Origin of the sequence: Halorubrum sp. PV6 (assembly GCF_003990725.2) — an archaeon.
GTDB lineage: Archaea > Halobacteriota > Halobacteria > Halobacteriales > Haloferacaceae > Halorubrum.
The window spans coordinates 2,247,782-2,272,153 of the sequence record NZ_CP030064.1; the positions used below are offsets into that span (position 1 = coordinate 2,247,782).

At 70.2% G+C, this 24,372-nt stretch carries 24 protein-coding genes and 2 tRNA genes; 12 read left to right on the top strand and 14 right to left on the bottom strand.

The genetic code is table 11. The features are described 5' to 3' along the window. Positions 1–414 precede the first annotated feature (414 nt). A complete protein-coding gene (pdxS, locus tag DOS48_RS25205) occupies positions 415–1,323 on the bottom strand; it encodes a pyridoxal 5'-phosphate synthase lyase subunit PdxS (protein WP_127118350.1) in 909 nt (302 codons plus the stop codon). Positions 1,324–1,488: 165 nt separating this feature from the next. Between pdxS and DOS48_RS25210 the strand changes: the two genes are divergently transcribed. After that, positions 1,489–2,178 (top strand): molybdenum cofactor guanylyltransferase, encoded by a 690-nt coding sequence (locus tag DOS48_RS25210; RefSeq protein ID WP_127118351.1) that lies wholly within the window; start codon positions 1,489–1,491, stop codon positions 2,176–2,178. 61 nt (positions 2,179–2,239) lie between these two features. On the opposite strand, the gene DOS48_RS25215 is transcribed toward DOS48_RS25210, so the two are convergent. Both DOS48_RS25215 and DOS48_RS25220 read right to left on the bottom strand, forming a co-directional pair. Then, positions 2,240–2,779, bottom strand: a complete 540-nt coding sequence (locus tag DOS48_RS25215; RefSeq protein WP_127118352.1) for a J domain-containing protein — start codon at positions 2,777–2,779, stop codon at positions 2,240–2,242. Between the two features lie 57 nt (positions 2,780–2,836). After that, entirely contained in the window at positions 2,837–3,562 is a 726-nt protein-coding gene (locus tag DOS48_RS25220; RefSeq protein ID WP_244629341.1) for a hypothetical protein, read from the bottom strand. A 100-nt stretch (positions 3,563–3,662) separates the two neighbouring features. Here DOS48_RS25220 and mutS point away from each other — a divergent pair, with 100 nt between their 5' ends. From mutS to DOS48_RS25235, 3 genes are all read left to right on the top strand, one after another. Further along, the gene (gene mutS, locus DOS48_RS25225) at positions 3,663–6,500 is read left to right on the top strand and encodes a DNA mismatch repair protein MutS (RefSeq protein ID WP_127118353.1); all 2,838 of its coding nucleotides are present in this window, start codon (positions 3,663–3,665) and stop codon (positions 6,498–6,500) included. Then, positions 6,490–8,241: a DNA mismatch repair endonuclease MutL gene (gene mutL, locus DOS48_RS25230; RefSeq protein WP_127118354.1), complete on the top strand. Its 1,752-nt coding sequence runs from the start codon at positions 6,490–6,492 to the stop codon at positions 8,239–8,241. The genes mutS and mutL overlap by 11 nt, the downstream gene beginning before the upstream one ends. Positions 8,242–8,385: 144 nt before the next feature. Beyond that, positions 8,386–8,904 (top strand): hypothetical protein, encoded by a 519-nt coding sequence (locus tag DOS48_RS25235; RefSeq protein ID WP_127118355.1) that lies wholly within the window; start codon positions 8,386–8,388, stop codon positions 8,902–8,904. A 54-nt stretch (positions 8,905–8,958) separates the two neighbouring features. Here the strand turns inward: DOS48_RS25235 and DOS48_RS25240 are convergent, their stop codons facing one another. Both DOS48_RS25240 and DOS48_RS25245 read right to left on the bottom strand, forming a co-directional pair. Further along, entirely contained in the window at positions 8,959–10,179 is a 1,221-nt protein-coding gene (locus DOS48_RS25240; RefSeq protein ID WP_193309256.1) for a mechanosensitive ion channel family protein, read from the bottom strand. 76 nt (positions 10,180–10,255) lie between these two features. Beyond that, entirely contained in the window at positions 10,256–11,518 is a 1,263-nt protein-coding gene (locus tag DOS48_RS25245; RefSeq protein WP_127118356.1) for a hypothetical protein, read from the bottom strand. Between the two features lie 188 nt (positions 11,519–11,706). Here DOS48_RS25245 and DOS48_RS25250 point away from each other — a divergent pair. After that, a tRNA-Met gene (locus tag DOS48_RS25250) sits at positions 11,707–11,860 on the top strand. Positions 11,861–11,891: 31 nt separating this feature from the next. Here the strand turns inward: DOS48_RS25250 and DOS48_RS25255 are convergent. Next, complete coding sequence (locus tag DOS48_RS25255) at positions 11,892–12,161, bottom strand: hypothetical protein (RefSeq protein WP_127118357.1); 270 nt, start codon at positions 12,159–12,161, stop codon at positions 11,892–11,894. A gap of 139 nt (positions 12,162–12,300) precedes the next feature. Here DOS48_RS25255 and DOS48_RS25260 point away from each other — a divergent pair, with 139 nt between their 5' ends. Together DOS48_RS25260 and DOS48_RS25265 are read left to right on the top strand one after the other, a co-directional pair. Further along, entirely contained in the window at positions 12,301–12,801 is a 501-nt protein-coding gene (locus tag DOS48_RS25260) for an HPP family protein (protein ID WP_127118358.1), read from the top strand. A 62-nt stretch (positions 12,802–12,863) separates the two neighbouring features. Beyond that, complete coding sequence (locus tag DOS48_RS25265; RefSeq protein ID WP_127118359.1) at positions 12,864–13,328, top strand: OsmC family protein; 465 nt, start codon at positions 12,864–12,866, stop codon at positions 13,326–13,328. 60 nt (positions 13,329–13,388) lie between these two features. Here DOS48_RS25265 and DOS48_RS25270 read toward each other — a convergent pair whose 3' ends face one another. Then, positions 13,389–14,423 (bottom strand): zinc-dependent metalloprotease, encoded by a 1,035-nt coding sequence (locus DOS48_RS25270; protein ID WP_127118360.1) that lies wholly within the window; start codon positions 14,421–14,423, stop codon positions 13,389–13,391. A gap of 114 nt (positions 14,424–14,537) precedes the next feature. On the opposite strand from DOS48_RS25270, the gene DOS48_RS25275 reads away from it, so the two are divergent. Further along, entirely contained in the window at positions 14,538–15,602 is a 1,065-nt protein-coding gene (locus tag DOS48_RS25275; protein ID WP_127118361.1) for a M42 family peptidase, read from the top strand. A 120-nt stretch (positions 15,603–15,722) separates the two neighbouring features. Further along, positions 15,723–15,797: transfer RNA gene (locus DOS48_RS25280), tRNA-Glu, on the top strand. Positions 15,798–15,924: 127 nt separating this feature from the next. Here the strand turns inward: DOS48_RS25280 and DOS48_RS25285 are convergent. Together DOS48_RS25285 and DOS48_RS25290 are read right to left on the bottom strand one after the other, a co-directional pair. After that, positions 15,925–16,140, bottom strand: a complete 216-nt coding sequence (locus tag DOS48_RS25285) for a hypothetical protein (RefSeq protein WP_127118362.1) — start codon at positions 16,138–16,140, stop codon at positions 15,925–15,927. Positions 16,141–16,155: 15 nt separating this feature from the next. Beyond that, the gene (locus DOS48_RS25290) at positions 16,156–16,377 is read right to left on the bottom strand and encodes a hypothetical protein (protein WP_127118363.1); all 222 of its coding nucleotides are present in this window, start codon (positions 16,375–16,377) and stop codon (positions 16,156–16,158) included. Positions 16,378–16,487: 110 nt separating this feature from the next. On the opposite strand from DOS48_RS25290, the gene DOS48_RS25295 reads away from it, so the two are divergent. After that, entirely contained in the window at positions 16,488–16,715 is a 228-nt protein-coding gene (locus DOS48_RS25295; protein ID WP_127118364.1) for a hypothetical protein, read from the top strand. 66 nt (positions 16,716–16,781) lie between these two features. After that, the gene (locus tag DOS48_RS25300; protein WP_127118365.1) at positions 16,782–18,431 is read left to right on the top strand and encodes a hypothetical protein; all 1,650 of its coding nucleotides are present in this window, start codon (positions 16,782–16,784) and stop codon (positions 18,429–18,431) included. Positions 18,432–18,664: 233 nt separating this feature from the next. On the opposite strand, the gene rdfA is transcribed toward DOS48_RS25300, so the two are convergent. Both rdfA and DOS48_RS25310 read right to left on the bottom strand, forming a co-directional pair. Next, complete coding sequence (gene rdfA / locus DOS48_RS25305; protein ID WP_127118366.1) at positions 18,665–19,291, bottom strand: rod-determining factor RdfA; 627 nt, start codon at positions 19,289–19,291, stop codon at positions 18,665–18,667. A gap of 191 nt (positions 19,292–19,482) precedes the next feature. Continuing rightward, positions 19,483–21,411 (bottom strand): archaea-specific SMC-related protein, encoded by a 1,929-nt coding sequence (locus DOS48_RS25310; RefSeq protein WP_127118367.1) that lies wholly within the window; start codon positions 21,409–21,411, stop codon positions 19,483–19,485. 332 nt (positions 21,412–21,743) lie between these two features. Between DOS48_RS25310 and DOS48_RS25315 the strand changes: the two genes are divergently transcribed. Beyond that, positions 21,744–22,337: a class I SAM-dependent methyltransferase gene (locus DOS48_RS25315; RefSeq protein WP_127118368.1), complete on the top strand. Its 594-nt coding sequence runs from the start codon at positions 21,744–21,746 to the stop codon at positions 22,335–22,337. A 3-nt stretch (positions 22,338–22,340) separates the two neighbouring features. Here the strand turns inward: DOS48_RS25315 and DOS48_RS25320 are convergent, their stop codons facing one another. From DOS48_RS25320 to DOS48_RS25330, 3 genes are all read right to left on the bottom strand, one after another. After that, on the bottom strand, positions 22,341–23,009 hold the full coding sequence (locus DOS48_RS25320) for an Sjogren's syndrome/scleroderma autoantigen 1 family protein (RefSeq protein WP_127118369.1): 669 nt from the start codon (positions 23,007–23,009) through the stop codon (positions 22,341–22,343). 76 nt (positions 23,010–23,085) lie between these two features. Then, positions 23,086–23,508, bottom strand: a complete 423-nt coding sequence (gene sufU, locus DOS48_RS25325) for a Fe-S cluster assembly sulfur transfer protein SufU (RefSeq protein WP_127118370.1) — start codon at positions 23,506–23,508, stop codon at positions 23,086–23,088. Positions 23,509–23,639: 131 nt separating this feature from the next. Then, positions 23,640–24,185: a response regulator gene (locus tag DOS48_RS25330; RefSeq protein WP_127118371.1), complete on the bottom strand. Its 546-nt coding sequence runs from the start codon at positions 24,183–24,185 to the stop codon at positions 23,640–23,642. Positions 24,186–24,372 lie beyond the last annotated feature (187 nt).

Consider the following 24,372-nt stretch of genomic DNA (forward strand, 5'->3'; position numbering starts at 1 on the left):
CGATTACACAGAGTGCTTCAAGACCCGGAGAATAATACTTTAGGGCACCCTAACGGCTGAATTTCTACTCACTCGGCTGACTCCATCGAGCCATCGAGGAGGTACGGTCGGTACCGTATAATTCGGCAGATAACATCCTTGAAATAGCGTCGTTTCAATATCGTATTCGTATTTTTAAATATACTCGACAGCCCCAGCAGCCGCGCAGCGACCCGAGGCGGAGCCGGTTTCGGCGCGGTCACAGTCGCGGCACGGGGGCTCCGGCGTCTACCGAGGGCCGGTACAGACGGCATGGCTACGCGGAGGGAGCAACGCTCGGGACGGAAGCCGAAACCCGCCCCCCGAGACGACGACGCACCCAGCCGAGGCTACGCGACCGCAGAGGGTGCGAGAGTTATTTAAAAGGAGTTGCGCTCAGACGCCGCGGCTCTGCAGTTTCTCCTCTTCGGGCATGTCCTCGTTCGACTGCCCTTTCATCCCCTTGCCGGTACCGCTCGCGATGCGGGCGAGCTCCTCCGGGTCGTCCCAGTTGTTGACGGCCTCGACGATGGCGGTGCCCATCGCTTCGGGGTCCTCCGCGCCGAAGATGCCGGAGCCGACGAAGATGCCATCACAGCCGTGGTACATCATCAGCGCGGCGTCCGCGGGGGTCGCGATGCCGCCGGCAGCGAAGTTGACGACCGGGAGGCGCTCGGCCTCGGCGGTCTCGTGAACCAGGTCGCGGGGGGCGCCGTGTTCGCGGGCCCACTTCTCGCGCTCCTCGTAGTTGAGTCCGGTGAGCGTCCGGATCTGGTTTTTGATGGTGCGCTGGTGTTGGACCGCCTGGTTCACGTCGCCGGTGCCGGCCTCGCCCTTCGTCCGGATCATCGCCGCGCCCTCGCGGATGCGCCGGAGCGCCTCCGGAAGGTTGCGGGCGCCGCAGACGAACGGCGACGAGAAGTCGCGTTTGTCGGTGTGGTACTCGTCGTCGGCGGGCGTGAGCACCTCCGACTCGTCGATCATGTCGACGCCGAGCGCCTCCAGGATCTCCGACTCCTTGCGGTGGCCGATACGCGATTTCCCCATCACCGGGATCGACACCTCGTCGATGACCTCGGGGACGCGCTCGGGGTCGGGCATCCGGGCGACGCCGCCGCGCTTGCGGATGTCGGCCGGGACGTGTTCCAACACCATCACGGCGACCGCGCCGGCGTCCTCCGCGATCCGGGCCTGTTCGCGGTTGACGACGTCCATGATGACGCCGCCTTTCTGCATCCGCGCGAAGCCGCGCTTGACCAGGTCGGTCCCCCGCTTCAGCTCCTCTAAATCCGTGGCCTCTGCCATGGTCTAAGCAAGGGTCGCCGGACACTTAACGGGTCGCTTTGACCCACGCCGCGGCGCCGTCGTTGACCCGGCACAGGGGACTCAGACGACCGTTTTCGTCGCCGGCGCGGTGCGGCGTTTCGGGGCGACCGCAACCGCGAAGTCGCTCGCCGTCGAAAGCGGACTGTGACAACCGGAGCCATCCTCGCCGGAGGCCGGTCGACGCGCTTCGGCGACCGCGACAAGGCCGTCGCCGCGCTCGCGGGCGTCCCGCTCGTCCGGCGCGTCGCCGACCGACTCGTCGGCGCCGACGACCCCGTCCCGCCGGGTGCGGACCGCGCGGCGGGCGGCGAGCCGGTCGTCGACGAGCTCGTGGTCAACTGCCGACCCGACCAGCGGGCGGCGATAGACGCCGCGCTCGACGGGCTCTCCGTCCCCCGTCGCTGGGCGCTCGACGACGAGCCGGATCTGGGGCCGGTCGCCGGCATCGGGAACGCCTGTCGGACCGCGACCGGCGAGTACGTCGCCGTCGTCGCCTGCGACATGCCGTTCGTCGATCCGGGGTTTCTCGCGGCGCTCGCCGGCGACGCCGCGGGCCGTGACGCCGCGATCCCGCAACTCGACGACCGCTGGTTTCAGACGACGCAGGCGGTGTACCGGGCCGCGCCGATGGCGGCCGCCTGCGAGCGAGCGCTCGCCCGCGGCGACCGGAAGATACTGGCACCGATAGCCGACCTCGAGTACGCCGTCGTCGACGACGCGACGATCCGTGAACGCACCACGGACCGGACCTTCACCAACGTCAACACGCAGGAGGAACTGGCGGCGGCGGAGCGCGCGATTCGGGCGGTTGCCGACGACGGAGACGACTCGTGAGCGAGGGGGTCGCCGCGAGAAACCGGCGAGAACGACGAGAGCGGCGAGAGCCCGAGGCCCCTCAGTCCGAGAGCCGCTCGTACGCCTTGTTCAGCTTTTTAAATGCCTCCTCGTCGCCCTCCTCGCCGTCCGGGTGGAGCCGCTTCGCCTGCTTTCGATAGGTCGTCCGGACCGTCTCGCTGTCGGCGGTCGGATCGAGGCCGAGCGCCGCGTACGCCTCTCGGTCGGTCATCGCGTTCGTCGACGGGGCGCGGTCGCGACGGTCGCCGCCGGGACCGCGGGCGGAGCGCGCGCCCGCCGCCCCGCCACCGAAGCCGCCGTCCGTCGCGCCGGCCGACCGGTAGGCGGAGCGCCGGTGTTCGGCGGCTCGCGCCCGCTGTCTGGCTCGCGCTCGCTCGTCGGGGCCGGCCCGCGCGGCCTCCCGTTGAACTCGGTCCTGTAGCCGTCCGCTGGCGTGGTACCAGAGGAAGTACGAGAGGATCCCGAACGGCACGGCGACCGCCAACAGGACGGGCGAGACGACGACGCCCGCGACGAGCAGGAGGGCCGTCAACCCGATGAACGTCGCTGCCATGCCGACGACGATCGAACGATTCGTCACACGCGTTATTGGGGCGCCAAGGTTGTAAGCGCTCGGGCGCACCCCCGCGGCCGTCGGTCAGGCGAAGAGCCCGTCCTCGCCGAGTTCGACGTCCGAGTGGCGGACGACCTGCACGGCGGCGCCGAGGACGAACACCGCCGCGAACGTCCCGTTCGACAGCGTCGCCTGCCGGACGAAGGCCACGGGCTCGCCGGCGGCGACCGCCATCCAGACGGGAACGGTCATGGCGACGAGCCCGGCGCCGAGCCCCAGAAGCGACAGGGTGATCATGAGATCGTAGAAGCGCGACGCCAAGAGCCCGGCGACGGCGCCGACGAGGAGCGCGACGAGGAGGAACTGCTGGAACTCGGGCTGTGAGAGCAGCGAGGACTGGAGCGCCGCGTCGACCGCGACCGCGTCGATCCCGGTCGCCTGGGGATTGTAGAACCGCCGCAGGAGCGACTCGCCGGCGGTCAACACCAAGACGGCGAGGGTCGCGAAGAGGAACGCCGCAATCGACACCGCAAACCGGGCCGCCAGTGGGATGAAAATGCGGCCGAGGATGGTGCCGGCCAACACCGAGACGCCGGCGAGGACCAGCCGCTCGCCCCCGCCGAGCGGGGCCGTCGTCACCTCGGGGACGACTACCCACCCGACGAACCCGCCGACCATCGCGCCGCCGAGCCAGCTTATCCAGCCGAGGACGCGGTCTTTGAGGCTGTAGGCGCCGAACACCAGCGTGGCGCCGACGACGGTGTTCGTCAGGAGCACCGCCAGAGCTATCGGATCTGCTGTAAGTGACATGCGTTGACAGGTGTCGGCGAGCGACTTAGTTCTCCGGCTTCGGGCGCGTTCACCCCCCGACTCCGCACCGTTTATCACCGCGGCCGACCGGGTTCGTGGTATGCCGACTGCGGACCGCGAGGCGGTGGCCGGGCTCCCGCCGGGAATCGCCGCCGCCCGCGAAGAACTGACGCCGATGCTCTCGCAGTACGCCGACCTGTGTGCGGCCCACGAGGACGCGCTCGTGTTGTTCCAGGTCGGCGACTTCTACGAGGCGTTCTGCGAGGCGGCCGCGGCGGTCGCCCGCGTCTGCGAGGTGACGCTGACGGAGCGCTCCGACTCGACCGGCGACTACCCGATGGCAGGCATCCCCATCGACAACGCCGCGCCCTACCTCGAATCGTTACTCGACGCGGGGTACCGCGTCGCCCTCGGCGACCAGGTGGAGGACGCGGATCAGGCCTCTGGCCTCGTCGACCGCGCCGTCACCGAGGTGATCACGCCCGGAACCGTCGTGGAGGACGACCTGCTGGAGGCGGGGACGACCAACTACGTGGCGGCGGTGGCGAGGGGCGACCCCGGCTCGGAGGGTTCCGTGGGCCTCGCCGCCGTCGACGTCTCGACCGGCGAGTGTCTCGTCACCGCCGGCGACCGCGACGACGTGGCCGAGGAACTCGACCGGATCGCCCCCGCGGAGCTCATCGCCGGCCCCGACGCGCCCGAGTTCGCGCCGGCGGACGCCGAGCGCGGCTGGACGACCCACGACTACGACCCCGGTGCCTTCGAGCGACGCGCGGCGGTCGAGCGACTGGAGCCGTATCTCCCCGCCCCCGACCGCCGGTTCGACGGGGACGCCGAACTCCGAGCCGCCGGGGCGGTCCTCGCCTACGCGGAGTACACCCAAGGCGACGACGGGCCGCTCTCGTACGTCACCCGGATCCGCCGGTACGACCCTCGCGACCGCCTGCGACTCGACGCGGCCGCCCAGCGCAGCCTCGAACTGTTCGAGAACCGCGGGTTGGGCGCGAGCGACACCCTGTTCGACGCGCTCGACGAGACGAGCTGCGCGCTCGGGCGGCGGTGTCTGGAACGGTGGCTGCGGCGCCCCCTCGTCGACGCCGATGCGATCCGGGGCCGCCACGACGCGGTCGGTGAACTGGCCGACCGCACCGTCGTGCGCGAGAAACTCGCCGACGCGCTCGGGGCCGCCTACGACCTCGAACGCCTCGTCGGTCGGATCTCCCGCGGGCGCGCCGACGCGAGGGACCTGCGCTCGCTGCACGCGACGCTCGCGGTCGTGCCGGAGTTAAAAGCGACACTCGCGGAGGGAGACGAGGTCGAGGGTGAGCGTGGGACGAGCGAGCCGGCCAACGAGACCGACGGCTACCCCCGCACCGACCACCTCCGCGACCTCCGCGACCGCCTCGACGAGCTCGCCGAGATTCGGGAGCTGATAGACGACGCGATTGCCGTCAATCCCCCACCGGAGATCACCGAGGGCGGCGTCATCCGCGAGGGGTTCGACGACGACCTCGACGCGCTCCGCGCGACCGAACGAGAGGGCCGCGAGTGGGTCGCAGATCTGGAAGCCGCCGAGCGCGAGCGCACCGGTATCGACTCGCTTTCGGTCGGCCACAACCAGGTCCACGGCTACTACATCGAGGTGACCGACGCCAACCTCGACCGCGTTCCGGACGACTACCGCCGCCGACAGACCTTGAAAAACAGCGAGCGCTACTACACTCCGGAATTAAAAGAGCGCGAAGAGGAGATCGTCGGCGCCGCAGAGCGCGCGGACGCCACGGAGTACGAGCTGTTCGTCGACGTCCGCGAGCGCGTCGCCGGCGAGACGGAACGGATTCAGGACCTTGCAGACGCGATAGCCGAGATCGACGCGCTCCGGTCGCTCTCGACGGTCGCGGTCGAGCGCGACTACGTTCGGCCGACGGTCCGGACCGGTGAGGACGCCGGCGTCGAGATCGAGGGGGGCCGCCATCCGGTCGTCGAGCGCACCGAGGAGTCGTTCGTCCCGAACGACGCCGACCTCCCGCGGGGGTCGATCGCCGTCATCACGGGGCCGAACATGAGCGGGAAGTCGACGTACATGCGGTCGGTGGCGCTCGCGGTCGTGCTCGCGCAGACCGGCTCCTTCGTCCCCGCACAGGCGGCCTCGCTGCCCGTCTTCGACCGCCTGTTCACCCGCGTCGGCGCCTCGGACGACATCGCCGGCGGGCAGTCGACGTTCATGCGAGAGATGAGCGAACTGACCGAGATCCTCCACGACGCCGGCCCGAACTCGCTCGTCCTCCTCGACGAGGTGGGCCGCGGCACCGCGACGACCGACGGGCGCGCCATCGCCCGCGCCGCCGCCGAGTTCGTTCACGACGAGCTCGCGGCGACCGCGCTGTTTGCCACACATTACCACGACCTGACCGACCTCGCGGCCGAGCGCGACTGCGTCTTCAACCTCCACTTCACCGCGACCCGCGAAGACGGCGACGTGACGTTCCTCCACCGGGTCGCCCCCGGCGCCTCCTCGTCGTCGTACGGCGTCGAGGTCGCCGAACTCGCGGGCGTGCCGGCGCCGGTCGTCGAGCGCTCCCGCGAACTGGTCGCCGACGAGGCAGACGGTGGGTCCGAGCCCGCCGCCGACCCGACGGGGCCGGACGAGGACGACGCGGCCGGCGACGCCTCGCTCCGGGAGTTCCTCGCTGAAGAGGCGGACGCGAGCGAGCCGGGCGACTCGGCGCGCGAAGCGGAGCGGGGCGGCGACGAGTCGGCCGCCGACCCGCCCGCGACCGACCGCGAGGCGACCGACGCCGCCGCGTCGAGTGACGAGCCCGCCGCGTCGACCGACCTGGCCGACGACCTGCGCGCGCTCGACCTGGCCCGGATGACGCCCATCGAGGCGTTGAACGCCCTCCACGACCTCCAGTCGCGAGCCACCGATGACGAGTGACGACCGGGACGCGAAGGGGCGAGGGGAGAGGCCGAGCCCCGTCCGCCGGCTCGACCCGGCCACCGTCGACCGCATCGCGGCCGGCGAGGTGGTGACCCGACCGGCCCGCGTCGTCGGCGAACTGCTCGACAACGCGCTCGACGCCGGGGCGTCGCGGGTCCGGGTCGCGGTCGACGGCGACGGGACGGAGCGGGTCCGCGTGGCAGACGACGGTCACGGGATGAGTCGCGAGGACGCCCGCCTCGCCGTGGAGCGCCACGCGACGAGCAAGCTCGCCCCCGACGGCGACCCGGTCGGCGTCGACTCGCTCGGCTTCCGCGGCGAGGCGCTGGCCGCCATCAGCGAGGCGGCCCGACTCGAACTCGTCACCAACGACGGCGACGCGGTCGGGACGCGGGTGACCGTCGACGGGACGGTGACCGGCGCCGAGACGGGCGAGCCGGCAGTCACGGACGCCGGACGCGCCCGCGGCACCACGGTCGTCGTCGAGGACCTCTTCGCGACCCGGCCGGCGCGCCGGGAGTCGCTCGCGGGGGCCGCGACGGAGTTCGCCCGGATCTCCAAACTCGTCGCGGACTACGCCCTCGCGAACCCGACGGTGGCGTTCACGCTGGACCACGACGGCTCGCAGACCCTATCGACGCCGGGCGCGGGCGTCACCGAGGCGCTCCTGGGCGTGTACGACCGCGAGACCGCGAGCCGCTCGACGACGCTCGCGGCGAGCGCCGACATCGACGGTGGCGGGGCGAGCGGCGAGTCCGGAAGCGGTCCGCCCTCGATAGCCGTCACCGGCGCGCTGGCGTACCCGTCGGTGACGCGCGCCTCGCGGGACCACGTTCGGGTCTCGGTGAACGGGCGCCCGGTCCGGAACGACCGCCTCGCCGCCGCGGTCAGCGAGGGGTACGGCCGGCTGCTCCCGACCGGGCGCGAGCCGGTGGCGGCCGTCGACGTGTCGCTGCCGCCCGCCCGCGTCGACCCGAACGTTCACCCGGCGAAGCGGGAGGTCGGACTCCGCGACGCCGACGCGGTGGCCGACGCCGTCGCGTCGGTGGTCGCCGACGCGCTCACCGGCGCCGACCTCCGACGGACCGCCGAGGTCGACACCGGGCTCGACGGGGCGCTCGACCCGGTCGGCGGCGCGGAGGGCGAGCGCCCGACGCCGTTCGCGGACGCCGAGCCGATCGGCACGTTCCGCGACCTCTACGTCCTCGTCGAGGCCGGCGACGAGCTGCTCGTGATCGACGGCCACGCCGCCCACGAGCGCGTCAACTACGAGCGACTCGGCCGAGCCGTCGACGGCGAGCCGATAGCGACCGCCGAACTCGACCCCCCGGCGACGGTGTCGCTGTCGGCCGACGAGGCGGCGGCCGCGGAGGCACACGCCGACGCCCTCGCCGCGCTCGGCTTCGAGACGACGCCGTTCGGCGGCGGCACCCTGCGGCTTCGGGCCGTTCCGGCGCCGTTCGGGCGGACGGCCGACGCCGACGCGTTCCGGGACGCGCTCGCGGCGGTCGGGAACGGCGAGTCGCCGCAGGGCGGGCGAGAGGCGCTGCTCGCGGACCTGGCCTGTCACCCGTCGCTGAGACGGGGGGAGTTCGGCGAGCTGGACGACGGCGAGTTGCGCGCGCTCCTCGACCGCCTCGGGGAGTGCGACCGCCCCTACGCCTGCCCGCACGGGCGGCCGACGGTCCTCGCGGTCGACGAGGCGACCTTCGCGGCCGGGTTCGGGCGCGAGCGGTAGCGGGCGGGCGGCCGCGGGGCGGGCGGTAGCGGGGCGGGCGGTAGCGAGGCGGGCGGTAGCGGGGCGGGCGGTAACGGACCAGGGTCGGCGGATCGGACCGCAGCGACCGATACCTATTAGCATACCGAGAGCGCGAGTCACGGTATGGACGAGTCGATCGAGACGACGCGGGGGTCGCTGCCGCAGGAGCGGGCTGGCGGGCGGTTCTCGGCGCCGGCCGGGCTCCGCGACCTCGTTTCGCGGCTGCTCGACTGGCTCAAGCGTCGCGCGGGCGTCGACCTAGAGACCGTCTCCACGGCGACGACGATGCGCAACGTCGTCGACACGGACGCGCTCGCCGACCGGACGCCGCCGGACTGGGACGTGCGGTACGACATGGTCACCTACGGGCGCGGCACGCTCACCGACGTACTGATCTTCCACCACGGCCCCACCCGACAGGAACTGGTAGTGATGCCGGAACGGAACACGGAGCCCGAAGGCGAGACCAGCTTCTACCACACCGACCGGGTTCGCGGCGCTCGCCACCTCCTCTCTATCGGGGCGGACTCGCTCGTCGCGGCGCTCGGGTACATCCTCGACCGGATCGGCCGGTTCGAACAGCTGTTCGCCGGGCGAGGCACGGATCTGCCGAGCGGCTACACCAGCGTGTCTGATCTCTGAGCGCGCCGGGCCGCCGAGCGCGCCGAAGTACGCCCCGGACGACTCGCGACCCGCCTAGGCCGGGCGATCGCTCGGGCGTCCGTCCCCGTCTTTCGAGCGCTCGACGCGCTCAACGGTGTCCGACGCTTCGTTCGTCTCCGGGTGATACGAGACGGTCCGCTGGGGGTACGGGATGGAGATCCCGGCGTCCGCGAACCGCTCCTGTATCTCCTCGACCGCGGCCGCCTTCGAGCGCCACCGGGCCTGCGGGGTCGGGGGATCGATCCAAAAGCGGAGATCGAGCAGGATCGCGGAGTCGCCGAACCCCGAGGGGATCACGTACGGTTTCGGGTTGTTGGCCACGGAGTCGATCCCCGCGAGCACGTCCTCGGCGATCTCGCTCGCCGCCTCGGGGTCGTCGTCGTAGCCGATCCCGACCTCCATGTGGATCCGGAGGCGCCCCTCGCGGCTCCGGTTCGTGATCGCCTGGTTGGTGACCAGGTCGTTGGGGACGACGACGTACTCGCCGTCGAAGTTGCGCATGTGGGTGTTCATGATCGTGATCTCCGTGACGAACCCCTCCTCGTCGCCGATCTCGACCCAGTCGCCGATCTTGAACGGGCGCGCGAACATCAGCACGAACCCGGCGATGAGCGATCCGAGGGTCTGACGGGCCGCCATCCCGAGGACGATGCCGAGGAAGCCGGCCCCGACGAGCAGGCCGCCGAGGTTGACGCCCCAGATGCCGAGGACGGTTATCCCCGCGAGGATCAGGACGGCCACCTGCATGATCCGGCTGAGCAGCTGTTCCTGGTGGGCGGTGATCCGGTCGCTGTCGGCCGAGAGCGCCGAGACGTACTCGTCTAACACGCTGCTCGCGACGTACGCCGCGCCGAGGAGGAGAAGCGAGAGCCCCGCCTGCCCGCCGACGGTGAGGGCCCGCTCCGCGACCGGCAGCACCGTGACGACGACGGAGAACTGCCCCCAGAGCGTCAGGACGGCGACGGCCGCGAGCGCGAACAGCGCGAGCTGCGAGAGGCCGACGATCAGCCGCAACGCGAACGACACCGGGACCGCCTCCCGCATCGTCTCGACCGAGGTTTCGCCGCGGTCGTCGAGGAACCGCACCACCCAGCGCGACGTGACGCGCTCCGCCGCCCGGACACCGCGCGGCAGCAGCAGCCAGCCGACGGCAAGCGTCGCGAGCAGGATGCCGGCCGTCACGGCGATGCGGGCCTCCGTGCTCGCGACGCTCCCCAACAGGAGGTCGATCCGCGTTCCGAGGTTCGTGGTCACTGCCTGACGGTTCCGCCTCGTACGTAAAAACCTCACCCCACGGCTATCGTCTGGGAGAACGGGCGCGTCGCGCCGGTCAGCGGCCGCGGCGGAGCTCTTCTATCAGCTGTTCGATGAGCGCGGACTGCCTGTCGAGCCGCTCCGACTGCTGTTCGACGGTGTGGCGGAGTTCGGCAACCTCGGTGGCGAGGTCCTCCCCCTCGACGCCGGCGCTCTCGAACGGCGAGCCGTCGAAGGCGTCGGCCTCGGGCGGGTCCGCCGCGTCTGCGTCCGCGGGGCGCGACGCGTCCGCCGCGAGCGAGTCATCCGCAAGCGAGTCGTCCGCGAGCGGATCGGCCCCGGCGGTCGAGTCGGGGTCGTCCGCGGGGTGGTCGGCCGCGAGCGGGTCCGCGTCGGCCCCCTGATCGGCGGGGTCGTCCTCGACGAGCGGGTCGCCGCTCGACGACGCCGAACCGGTGGTCGGCGCGTCGATTTGGTCCGGCGCGTCGCCGCTCGCGTCGCTCGGCTCGGCGTCCGCCGCCGTCTCCGGCTCCGGCGCGTCGTCGGTGCCGAAGGCGTCGTCCGCGCCCAGCGCGTCCTCTGCGCCCGCCGCCGCCTCGGCCTCCGCGTCGGCGACCGGCGACGCCGAGAGGGGGTCGGGCCCTTCGCCGAAGTCCGTGGTGCTTGCGCCGCCGCCGGCGGTCGCGTCGGCCTCCTCGTCGTCGGCGACGGTCAGGCGGAACTCTTCGAGGCTGTCGACGTCGTGGTACGCGCAGACGGCGTCGATGAGAGTCTCCCGGACCGCGCGGGCCGACTCGTTAGGGGCTTTAAACCGCTCGGAGCGCCCGCCGTGGGCCAACACGACCGCGGTCGCGACGGTCCCCTCCTCGAAGTCGAGGTCCGTGATGTCCGCGTAGGCGAACTCCTCGAACTCCTCGTCCCAGACCGCGGACCCGACGTGTTTGACGAGTCGCTCGCTGGTGACGACGAGGGTGAGTTCGGAAAAGCGGAACGTGCGGACGACGGACTCGCCGGGGTCGGTGACGCTCCGGGCGGAGAGGACGCCGGCGAGGACCGGGTGGAGCACGTCGTCGATGCGCTTTGCGGGCACCGATATCGTCTCGTCGCCGTCGAGACCGTACCCGAGGGTGAGTTTCGCCTTGCGGCGGCCCGTCGAGACCGCGATGCGCTCGACGTCGTGAGGGTACTCCGCGACCGACTCGTCCGACAGGAGGCCGTCGCCGCGATAGACGAGCGTCCGGGTCGGCGTGACCGCAAGCCGGTCGTCGCCCCCGAGCGTGACGTCGGCAACGACGCTCTCGTCGCCGACGGTCCCCGCGAGCAGTTCGGGAAGGCTCATATCCCCGAGATTCGCCCCGTCGGCCATAAATCCGCGGGGTCCGCGCCGGCGACCGTCGCGACCCCGTCACACCGCGAGTCGCCGCCCGACCGAGCCGAGACGCCCCGCCGGTCGCGACGCTGTCACGAGTTCACATTCCTGCGATGGATGGGAAGGTTAAAGAGTATCATCGCGGTACGAAAAGGTGAGGCCGGGTGGCTTAGCTGGACATAGCGCCGCACTCATAGGGTTCAGAGATTCGGTGCGGTGACGCCTTGGAAGCGTCCGCGTCCTTCCCGTGGCTCCGCCGAGCCTCGGACCTGGGACATGCGGAGATCGTGGGTTCGGAGCCCACCCCGGCCATCTTCTGTCTATCGCGACGACGCTCGACTCGTCAGCGAAGCCTGAGCATCGACAGCGCCGAGAGGATGAGCGGGAACACCGCGAGGAAGGCGACGACGCCGACGAAGGTCCGCACGGCGACGAGCGTCGCCGCTTGCCAGTCGAGCGCCCCGAGGCGACCGTTCGAGAGGAGGATCACCGCCGTCACCGAGAGGAAGACGAGCGTCCACAGCGCCGCGCCGACCCGGCGAAGCCGTCGCTCGTCGACGTTCGCGGCGGGGCCGCCCGCGGGCCCGCCGTCCGGAGGCCCTCGATCGCCCATACCCGGCCGTCACGGCGAGGCCACATATACTGTTCGGCCGTTAACATGATTGCGTGTCGATGGAGCGTGTCGGCGGCGCGTGCCGCCGTGTCGCACGGACCGCCGAAACGACTACGACCTCCCGCGGTGACCGTCCGGTATGACACTCACCGCTCGCGACCTGATGGAGCCCGACGTACAGACCGTCGCCCCCGACGACGACGTGGCCGACGCGTTCAAGCAGTTCGCGCGCTGCGACTTCAGCGGCTTCCCGGTCGTCGACGACGACGGTCGGCTCGTCGGGGTCGTCACCGAGTCCGACCTCGTCGACCTGTTCGAGCCCGACGACGAGACGCTGTGGATCCCGATCGGACTGCCGCCGTTCGTCGACACGCTCACGTATCAGGTGAAGCCGCCGTGGGCCGACCTCGACCTGGGCGTCGACATGGTCCGGAACGCCGACAAGCCGCTCTCCGACGTGATGAGCACCGACGTGGCGACGGTGACGCCCGACGCCGGCGTCGACGCGGTTCTCGACTTACTCGCCGACGACGACCCGGACATCAACCGGGTACCGGTCGTCGACGACGACGGGCGGGTCGTCGGCATCATCGCCCGACAGGACGTCATCCGGGCGTTTCGGGACAAGCGGATGACGTAGCGGATCTCAGGGTGTGAGAACTCTCCCCAATCATTAATAATTATCTGAGTGAATATCCGCGTATGAGCGACGCAAACCAGACCGCGACCTTCGACGCACAGACGGAACTCGGACCGGGGATGCAGGTGGAGGTGGCGACCCGCCACTTCGAGTTCGTGGTCGACGAGCCGGAGGCGTTGGGCGGGACCGACGAGGGCCCGAACCCGGTCGAGTACCTGCTCGGCTCGCTCGGCGGCTGTCTGAGCATCGTCGGGCGCGTGGTCGCGAGCGAGATGGACCTCGACATCGCGGCGCTGACCGTCGATCTCGAAGGCGACCTCGACCCGGCGAAGTTCCAGGGCGCAGACGTCGACAGCCGCGCCGGCTTCCAGGAGATCCGCGCGGACGTCGAGGCGGACCTGCGGACGGCGGCGGGCGAACCGGTCGACGACGCGACCCGCGAGGAGTGGCTCGCACGGGTCGAACGGCGGTGTCCCGTGAGCGATAACCTCGGCGCCGAGACGCCGGTCGCGGTCGAACTGGCCTGATCGGGTACTCGTAACGGACTCGGGCGGTCGGCGGCCACGCGGCCGGCGAGACGGCTCCGATCACGCCGGGTCGACGCGCACCAACCACGCCTCGGGGTCGTCGAGTTCGGCGCGCGTCGGCAGGTTCTCCGGGCGCTCCCAGACCGCGCTCGCGCCCTCGATGCCGCGGGCGTCGGCCACGTGACGGAAGAATGCGGCGCCCTGCTCGTACTGTTGGCGTTTGAGCCCCAGCCCCAGCAGGCGGCGAGCGACCCGTTGGACCGGGCCTCCGCCCTCTCTGCGAGCGTCGAGTTTCCGGCGGAGGTCGGCGTACTCCCCGTCGAAGGCGCGGTCCATCAGCACCTCGGCGTACCCCTCGACCGCGGTCATCGCGGCCTGCAGTTCGGCGAACGGCGCGGTGTCGAGCGCGTCGACGGGGATCGACCCCCCGGTGAGACCCCCCTCGTCGAACCCTTCGAGGCCGCGTTCCACCCGCGATTCGAGGTACTCCGAGAGCCACGGCGCCGCGCCGAACTCCGCCGCGTGCGTCACCTCGTGGAAGGCGATCCAGCGCCTAAATCGCGGGAGGTCGACGTCGAGCGACGCCGCGGCCGCGACGATGTTCGGATGGACGAAGTAGAGCCCGTGATCGACCGTGGGCTCGTCGGCCAAGAGGAGGGGGTCGTACTGGCCGAGGACGTTGCGCGCGAGGAAGCCGAGCGTGAACGCCATGGAGCCGGTGTTGGCGACCCGCGAGAGGTCGCGGGCGAACCCCTGCGTGTGCGCGCCGGCGGGAACTGCCGAGCCGTCGTCCCGGCCGGCCGCCGCCTCGATCGGTGCCATCACGTTCCGGAAGGTGTCGACGCTGGCGTCGATCCAGTGGTGGCGGTTCTGGACCTCGATCGCGTCGGGCACCTCGAAGTCGACGCCAGCCACCTCGCGGAGCCGATCGCGGGCGTCGCGAACGTCCTCGGCGTATCCCTCGCGTTCGGCGTCGGTGAGCGCGACCGAGCCGGGTTCGGTGCTCGCTTTGGCGGCCGCGGCGGCCCGGTCCCAGTCGACGACGCCGGGCCCGCTGGCCGCGGAGACCGTCCGGAGGCTTCGGAGGATATCCATGACAGATAGACGGCGCGCCACCTCAAGTCCCTTGTGTCGGTCCGAGTCGGCCCGTCCGGCGAGCGACCCGCGTCGTATCGGCGGTTTCTTGCTTGCAGCCGAACAGTCGTGGGTATGCGCGACTTCCAGCGCACGTTCCTCGATGACCTGCTCTCGACCGCCAGCCCCTCCGGCTTCGAAGCGCCGAGCCAGCGCGTCTGGACCGAGTACGTCCGGGAGTTCGCCGACGAGGTGTCGGTCGACGCCTACGGCAACGCCGTCGCCGTTCACGAGGGCGACCCCGACGCGCCGACCGTCGCGCTGACGGGCCACGCCGACGAGATCGGTTTCATCGTCCGCGACGTGCTCGACGACGGCTTCCTCCGGATCGCGCGGATCGGCGGCTCCGACCGGACCGTCTCGAAGGGCCAACACGTCACGGTTCACGCCGACGAGCCGGTACAGGGCGTGATCGGGCAGACCGCGATCCACCTGCGCGACCCCGCAAAAGACGAGTACGAGGAGATCTCCGGCCAGTTTGTCGACATCGGTGCGCCCGACGCCGAGACGGCGCGCGAACACGTCGAGGTCGGCGATCCCGTCACGTTCTCGACCGAAGTGGAGGAGCTCGTCGACGACCGGATCGCCGCCCGCGGAATCGACAACCGCGCCGGTACGTGGGCGGCCGCGGAGGGCCTGCGTCGCGCGGCCGACCGCGACGTCGACGCGACCGTCTACGCCGTCTCGACGGTCCAAGAGGAGGTCGGGTTAAAAGGCGCACAGATGGTGGGCGTCGACCTCGACGCGGTGGACGCGTTCGTCGCCGTCGACGTGACACACGCCACCGACAACCCGGACGTCGACAGGGAACGCCAGGGACCGGTCGAACTCGGCGCCGGACCCGTTATCGGGCGCGGCAGCGCGAACCACCCGGCGCTCGTCGACCTCGCGCGCGAGAGCGCGACCGGCGACGGCATCGACGTGCAGTTACAGGCGGCGGGCACGCGGACCGGCACCGACGCCGACGCCTTTTATACGGCTCGCGGCGGCGTCCCCTCGCTCACCGTCTCGATTCCGAACCGGTACATGCACACGCCCGTCGAAGTGATAGACACCGGCGATCTGAACGCCCTCGCCGACCTCCTCGCCGCCATCGCCAACGGCGCCGCCGACGCGGCGCCCTTCGGCGTCGACGTCTGAGCGTCGCGCTCGGCGGCGACAGTGGATCGGCGCCCCACGGTAAACCGGGGCACGGCAGGGCCGAAACGGAACTGTTTTACAATATCCTGCCATACCGGTAGTTGCGTCACAAGGACCTGCGCTCTGGTGGTGTAGTCCGGCCAATCATATCACCCTCTCACGGTGATGACCTGGGTTCGAATCCCAGCCGGAGCATCCTAATCCGACGCCTTCTGCCGATTTTCGCCTGAACGCTCTATCTGGTGCTCCGCGCCCACCAGCACTACGATCCGTGTCGGCGATTCCGCCTACGTCGGTAGTTCTCGAAGGAATAGCGGAGCCGCTACCGGTCTCTGAACTCGACGGTGTAGCCGTTTTCGCGAAGCGCTTCGACGAGGTCGTCGTCGGGTTCGATGGTGAATTCGTGGTACGAGTTCTCCGGTGAGTCCGCCGAGTACAGGTCCGAGTCGATGTTCTCGGGGATTTCGTTTTGATGGGTGTTCTCCTGAACGATGACCGGTTGGCTGGGGACGCGGTCGGAGCGGTCGTTTGCGGTCATTTTAGATACCACCTATTAACGCTTTACGAGTATTTGTATTCCGGTTCCGTTCAGCCGCGATTCGGTTCGTACGCCGCGGCGCGTCTCGCGGCGTCGTCGGGCGACTGGCCCGCTGTGGCGGCCGTCGACGAGCGCCGCGCGAAACGCCGAATCGGGAACCGCCGACGCGACGGTCGGTCTGGCGACCGATGCGCCAAACCGCAGCAGGTATTCGCCCCCGGCGAGCGACGCGGGCACATGGCTCCCTCCGTGTCGATGCGACCGCGGGCCGCCGAGTCGACCGCCGTCGGCCGACCGGCGCCGCCCGAAGAGCGATTCATCCGCACAGGACGTGTGAGGGCCGACCGATGAGCGGCGACGGCCTGCTGGGATCGCTGTCGGTCGTCGGCCTCCTCAGCCTCTGTTGTATCGGCTTCGGCGGCATCGCCGGCGGGGCGGCCCTCGCCGGCGGTGGCGCTTCCGTCACCGTCGTCACCACGGGCGCGTCGAGCGTCCGCGGCGCGCTGATATCGGGCGGCGTCACGTTCGCGACGGTGTTCGTCGCGGCGCTCGTGATTCGGTGGCGGGTGAGCTGATCGCCGCGGCCGGTCGTCCGAAAGCGAGACTTTACCACCGTCCGGGCCAACGCCGATCCAGTACACATGGTCTCTAGTGACACTCGGTCCGTCGGCGACCTCGAACAGCGCGTCGAGGCGTTCGACGCGACGGACCCCGAAGCGCTGAGCGCGGACGACCGCGCGCGACTGACCGACGCCCTCGTCGCGCTCGCCGACGCCTACGGAAGCCGCGGGGAGTTCGACGCCGAAGCAGAGGCGATCGCGCGGCTGGATCGCCTGTATCGCGCCGGTGACGACGACGACGCCGACATCCACCTCGCGAACGCCTTGGCGAACGCGACGAGCGTGCGGGGACGCGACGACCTCTACGAGACCGCGATCGACCCGGCCCGGCTCGAAGACTACCGGGAGCGGATCACGGAGCTGTACCACCGCCGCCCCGAGCCGGCGATCGCGGCGCCGCTGGCCCGAGCGACGGCCGAGACGATCCACGCGAACGGGAAAGCCGATCGACGCGATCGGATCGGCGCGCTGCTGGACCGGCTCGAATCGGTGTACGACGACCACCCGGAGCCGGACATCGCCGCGTCCCTGCTGCGGGCGTACGCCCGCGCCGAGCTGTACCTGGGGCGCCCCGCCGGCAGCGACGCCGAGAGCGACGTCGACCTCGGAACCGACCCCGGCGACGAGGGGACAGACCGGGTCGAACGCGCCGAGGACCTGTTCGGCGCCCACCCGGACGGGGAGGTCGCCGCGGGCCTCGCCGGCGTCCTCGCCGGGCGCACGAACGCGGACGCCAAAGACGCGGACGTGGCGGCGATCGAAGACCGGATCGGCCGGATCGAGGCGCTCGCGGACCGGTATCCGGCACAGGAGGAGTCGATCGTCCGGTGGCTCCCGGTGGCGACGGCGAACGCGGCGCGGGCCGGCTTCGAGAACGCCGACCCCAGCCGAGTCGATCACTGGGCCGACGAGACCGTCGAGCACCACGAGCGGCTCTCGACGCCGTCGAGCGCGACGTGGGCGGCGGTGGCCACCTTCTTCGCGGCGCGGGCGTCGTTCTTCGACGGCGACGTCGCCGCCGGCGAGGAGCGCCTCGAACGGCTCGAAGCGCTCGAAACACGGTACGACAACCCCGTCTTCGCCCACTGGCTCGGTCGCGCGATGTTCGACGCAGCCCGCAGCTACGTGGAGACCGACCACCCCGAACGCGCGCGGTCGATGGTCGACCGCCTCGCCGAGTTCGCGGTCGGCCACCAGGACCGGGCGGAGATCGAGGCCGGCCTCTCGGCGCTCCGGAGCCACGCGCCGCACCTGTTCGACGAGGCCGACGAGCCGGAACTCGACCCGGCAGAGGCGAGCGGTGAGACGGCGGGAGCGATCGGCGAGCAGACGGACTCCATCGAGGTCGCAACCGGTTCAGCCGAGACGGTCGACGCCGAGAGCGACGGATCGGGAGACGGCGAGGTACGATCCACGGGCGACGACGAAGCACAGTCCGTGAGCGACGACAAGCCACAGTCCGCGGGCGGCGACGAAGCCACCACGGACGCCCCCGGCTGCGGGAACTGCGGCGACGACGGCTGCGGGAACTGCGGCACGGACCGCAAACTGGAACCCCCGGCGTCGGGTCCGGTGCTCGCCGCCGCCGGCGCAGCGGTCGTCCTCGTCGGACTCTCCGTCGCGTACACCCTCTACCGAGCGCAGCGTGCGCTTCGGAAGGCGCTCGCGTAGGGGGCGGAGGTGCGGGAGCGGAGACGTATCGTGTGTGCCGCCGCTTTTAAAAGTATCAATTTCGCATATATGTTTGATATAATATACAAGTGCCGTCGATCGGACGGCGCTCACGGATAATCGGTGCGACGAAGTGACAGAGACGCGGGTCGGAGACATCGGGGCGGGCGACTGCAGCGCTTCGCGCGTTGGTTCGCCAACGTTGAGGCTCGCCTCTGACGCCGAGGGCGGACTCACACCCCGTCGTCGGATGTCGGGTCGCTCGTGCAGCCGCAGCCCCCCTGGCGGATGAGTTCGCCCACCGGAGCGTCGGTCCCGCAGTTCGGGCAGACGGCCCGCACGTCGACGAGGACGTCGTAGTCCCCGCGGTCCAACTCGTCCGCGTTCGCGAGCGCGGTGAGCGCCGACTCCGCAACCGCCGACACCCGACCCTGAAGCTTCTCGACGGTCTCGACTTTCCTGTCGGCGATGTCGTCGCTCGCGTCGGGGAGGCTCGCCTCGCGCTCCTGTGTGAGGTACGTGTGGATCGCCTGGTGGGTGACGAAGTCACCCGTGACCGCGTCGACGTCGACGCCCTCGCGCTCCAGGCGTCGGCGCGCCCGCGTCGCCGAGGAGCCGGAGTCGCCGCGGATCGCCTCGTACGTGCTCGACACGTCGACCGAGACCGACGAGACGCCGGCCTCGCCGAGGGCCGCCCGTAACACGGCCTCGTTGAACTCGTCGGCGAGGTCGCGCAGGCTCGTGCGCTCGCCCGACGCGCCGGTCCACGCCGCCTCCAAGTTCGCGCCCATCCCGTCGAGGTCGTACGCTCGAATCACCCGCGCCACCTTCGTGTTCACGCTGCTCGGTTCCGTGGTCATGGCGGGAGTTCGACGCGAAGGGTCACAAAAACATCGGTGTGTCGACGCGAGAGCCGAGACCGACGGGACTCACCGAACGTTACGGACCGTCTACAGTTACACATATAATTTTGTAATTGTGCGCACGACGTGAGAGGCGCCGAATCGACGACGATCGACGGCGAGAGAGGGTAAAACGCGGCTTCGTTCGGTCAGTCGATCTGTTCGACGTAGTCGTGCTCGTCGGGGAGTGCGGCGGCGTCGCCCGGTAGCAGCGCGGCGACGAGGTAGTCGGCGTGGGTCCGGAAGTAGTCGACGACGCGAGCGATCCGGTCCGAGTCGATGGCCTCCAGCGAGTCGAGTAAGACGAACGGCACGGTCTCGTGGACGTCGTGAACGAGGTAGCCCGCGAGCGCGAACACGAGCCCCGTCACCTCGCGCTCGCTCTCGGAGAGGTGGTCGACCGTGTCCTCGTAGGCCGTCCCGTCCGGCGACGACCGGACGATGTGCAGGTCAAAGCGGGTTCGGGTGACCTTGCGGCGGCCCTCGCGGCGCTCCGTCTCCCGGCGCTCGATCCAGATGCGGTCGAGGTTCTCGTACTCCAAGATGTCGAGGACGGTCGCCATGTGCTCGTTGAACTCCTCGACCGCGGTCTCCTCGATGCGGTCGACTCGCGTCCGCAGGTCGGTCAGCCGGTCGGTGACCTGCTCGCGCTCCGCGCGCAGGTCCTCGCGCCGTTCGAGTGCGGCCTCGCGCTCTTCGATCTCCGCGTCGATGTCGTCGATCTCGTCTTCGAGCCGCTCGATCCGGAGTTCGATCCCGTTCGCCTCGCGGTGGAGTTCCAGCGCCTCGTCGTAGCCGTCGACGTCTATCGACTCTGCGGCCTCCTCGCGTTCCGCCACCGTCTCGCGTTTCGCTTCGATCTGGGCCTCCAGGTCGTCGATCCGCGACTCGGTCGATTCGATCTCGGCTTCCACCGATTCGAGACGCTCCTCGGCTCGCTCGATCTCGCGTTTCGCCTGCCGGATCGCGGACTGCTCGTCGGTGAGCGTCTCGATCTCCTCGCGGATCTCGTTGCGCTCGTCGAGTTTGGCCGATCGGAGCTCTCGGAGTCGGTCGAGCGTGGCCTCGATCTGATCGGTCTCGACCGCCGACCCGCAGGTCCAGCAGGTCGTCTGGTCGCCCGCCGTCAGCGTGGCCGTCGGGTCGTCGCTCGGCGCGTCGCCCTCGATGTCGACGCCCGACCCCTCCACCATGTCCTCGTTGAACCCGATGACGCTGCCGAGTTGGTTGATGTCGTCGTCGAGCGCGCGCTTCCGGCGTCGCAGTTCGTCGATGCGGCCGGCGAGCCGGTCCGGGTTCCGGTCGGGAGCCTCCGCCGTGTCGACCGTCTCCCGGAGTTCGTCGCGTTCGGAGCGCAGCTCCTCAAGCGTCGAGCGCTCCGTCTCGAGGTCGAACTCGAGGTCGTCGAGCTCGGAGCGGGCGTCTCGAACCTTCTGAAACGCCGCCTCCATCTCCTGTTTGCGCGTCCGGCTCTCGTCGACGCCCGCGTCGAGGTCGTCGAGGTCCTCGCGGACCGCCTCCAGTTCGTCTTCGGCGGCCTCCAGCTCCGCGACCGTCTCGCGGCGGTCCGCTTCGAGGGACGGGAGGTCGTGTTCGAGGCCGTCGAGGCGGTCGATCTCGGACTCTAACTCGTCGCGCTGCTGTTTGCACTCGCGGATCTCGGCGTCGATCGCGTCGGTGTCGATCGGCCGCATGATGATCTCCCGGAGGTCGTCGCCGCGCGCCACCGCCCTGCGCGCCTCGTTGTCTTCGAGCAGGAACGCGAACAGGTCGGCCAGCTCCGGGTCGTCGAGGTACGGGTCGCCGTCGAAGGCGACGGTGTCCCCCCGGCGCCGCAGCGTTCGCGTGTACGTCTCACCGTCAAGTTCAAGCGTCACCGCACCCTCCTCGGCGTCCCCTTTTAAGGAACTCTGGCGGCTCCCCAACCCGGTCATCAGCGCTTGGAGGAAGGAGGTCCGGTTGGTCGCGTTCCGCCCGGTGAGAACCGAGACGCCGTCGGAGAGCGTCACCGACGCCTCGTCGATGCCGCCGATATTGCGGACATCAACGCGAACGGAGTGCTTCGGAAGTTGAGCCATTAATTCGGTGAGAGAACGATACTCACGGTGTTAAATCTGTCTTTCGGCCGAGTGGTCGGCCGCGCGTCGCTCGGAGTCGCCGGCGGGCGGCGCGGTTTCGGTTGGGTCGGCGGCTTCGGCGGTCGAGAGGGTTTCGCACCGATTCGAGAACAGAAAGTAGTATACGATAAATGGGTAGTTAAGACATTTATAAATATATTTAAATTATATCGGGGCGGAGAGACCGTCCCGAAAGAAGGACGACACCGTCTCTCGGGGCTCCGCCGTCCACGCGGGAACCCGGACGCGCCCCGATCCGAACCGATACCCGTATCGGCGTCGCAGGTGCGTCTATGGGCCGATTTCAGAACACGGGACAGCCGGATTGGGACTGGTGGGGGCGCGTGTGGCCAACGCCGGGGGCCACGCTCCGTCGGTTGGGGCTCGCGGCCGGGGACCACGTCGTCGAGATCGGCAGCGGCAACGGCTACTTCGCGCTGCCGGCGGCGCGGGTCGCCGGCCCCGCGACGGTGTACGCCGTCGATGTCGACGCCGGGTTGCTCCGCGAACTCGACGCGCTGGCGACGACCCAGGAGGTCGACAACGTCACCGTCGTCGAGGGGGACGCGCGAGCGCTCCCGGAGCTCCTCCCGGAGCCCGTGGACTTCGCGTTGTTTGCGAACGCGTTCCACGGCGTTACCGACCGAGCCGCGTTCGTCGAGAGCGTCGCCGCCGTCCTCGCCGACGACGGTCGGTTCGCCGTGGTGAACTGGCGCAATCGCCCGCGTGAGGAGACGACCGTCGACGGGGAGCCGCGCGGGCCGCCCACGGACCTGCGGCTCTCGCCGGCCGAAACGAGGCGGGCCGTCGAAGGCAGCGGTGCGTTCCGACTCGCAGCGGAGGTCGACCTGCCGCCGTACCACTACGGGCTCGTGTTCGAGCGCTGACGGTCAGTCCAGCGCGCGCAGCGCCTCTGCGGCCTCGCGAGCCGCCCGTAGGTGGTCGCGTGCGCGACGCGGGTCGTCGGTCGCTTCGGCGGCGCGGGCGAAGCGCGTCAGCGTCCGCGTCAGCGACTCGCGGGCGTCGTCGACCGCGCCCGGCTGCGCAGTCGTCTCGGTCCCGGTCTGGGGTGTGGTCGCAGGCTCCGCGCCTGTTTGCGACGGCCTCGGTGTGGTCGGCTCCGAGGGCCGCGCCGCGGTGGTGTCGGCCGGCTGTGCCGCCGAAGGTCGGGCCCCCTCGGCGGGAGGCGCCTGTTCGCCGGTCGACGGTGCCGCGCCGTTTTCGGCCGCGCCCGGTGGTGAGTCGGTCGCCTCCCGCTCGCCAGCGTGGGCGTTCGCTCGGGTGGGATCGGCGTCCGGCCGCGTCGCGGTCTGTGCGTCGCTCGTCGCGGTCTCTCCCGAACCGCCCTGCTGTCCGGTCGTCTGGCACGTCGGGCAGAACTCCTGGCCGTCGTGTCGGAAGATGGGGTCGCCGCAGTCGTCGCAGTGGCGGTTCGTCATCGTCGCTCCCTGGAGGAGTAGCTCGGACATCCGCTGGGTGTGTTCGCGCTTCTGTTCGTCATCTGCGAACTTCTCGCGGAGTTTCTCGCGTTCGGCCTCTTTGTCGAACCCGTCGCTCATGGGCGGACGAACGTGGTTCACGAGCAAAAGTCCGTGGGCTCGGGACGGAAGGCGCTCACGGGACGAGCGCGAGCCGCTACTCTTCCGTCTTCGTGCGGTCGTCGGGGTCGAGTTCGCCGCGGTGGATCTTCGAGCCGTCCTGGGCGACCTGTCGGCCGAGGACGGCGCATTTCACGCGCATCGGGGAGATGTCGACGCCGAGCATCTCCGTGACGTCGTCCGTGTCGAGCGCGTCGAGGTCCTCGATGGCCATCCCGTGGAGTCGCTCGGAGAGCATACTCGCCGAGGCCATCGAGATGGCGCAGCCGTCGCCGGTGAACCGCACCGAGTCGATGGTCTCGCCCGCGTCGTCGAGGGCGACCTCCATGCGGATCGTGTCGCCACAGGAGGGGTTCTCGCCGACGTGCGTGAAGTCCGGATCCTCGAGTTCCCCGTAGTTGCGCGGGTTCTTGTAGTGGTCCAGGATCTGCTGTCGGTACATGTCCGAGCCCAGTCCCATATCGACCCGAAATACGCCTGTGTGAGTCAAAAGGGTTCCGTCGACCGAAGCGAGAGCGGGCGCCGAAGTGGAGACGAGAGGCGGAGTGGAAACAAGAGCCAGAGTGAAAGCGGGACCCGGCGCGTGACCGGCTACTCCTCGGAATCGGTCGATTCGGCGACCGCGCCAGTTCCGGTCGAAGAGTGGGCCGTCGTCGCGCGGGCGTCCGGGTCGACGTCGCTACCGAGCCCGCGGAGCCAGTCGAGGATGCACTCGTACTGGCCGCGGTCCGGCTGTTTGACGAAGTACGCGTCGGCGCCGGCGTCGAGCGCCCGCGCCTCGGTCGCCGCCTCACAGCAGGTGGAGTGGAAGGCGACCGGCAGGTCGCTGCCCCGCGCTCGGAGCCGTTCGACCAGTTCGACCCCGGAGCCGTCCGGCAGCCGCTGTTCGGTCACGAGACAGTCGGCGGCGCCGGCGTCGAGCGCGTCGAGCGCCGCCGCCATCCCGTCGACAGCCCGGACCGTCACCCCGTCGGCGAACCGCTCGACGAACGCCGCCAGCAGCTCGGCCGACTCCGCGTCCGGCTCGACGTGGAGCAGGACGACGGGACCCTCGCCCTCGGTCGGGTCGTCACCGGCGGCGGTGCTTGAGTCCGGCTGTGCGGCGGACGCGGTCGGATATCGTGTTGACTGTGTCATAGATTGGAGACGCGAGAGGGGTCTGTCATGCTGAGTCGACAAACGCGGCCCGCCCACGTATAAGTGGAAGACGCTCAGTCCGGTTCGTCCCGAATTAAGCCCGTTTTAGTTCCGCGTATGGCGGCCGCTTACGGTGTTTTTCGGCCGTTCTGTCGCATCGCGTCGATGCCGGTCGGAGGGTGAGCGA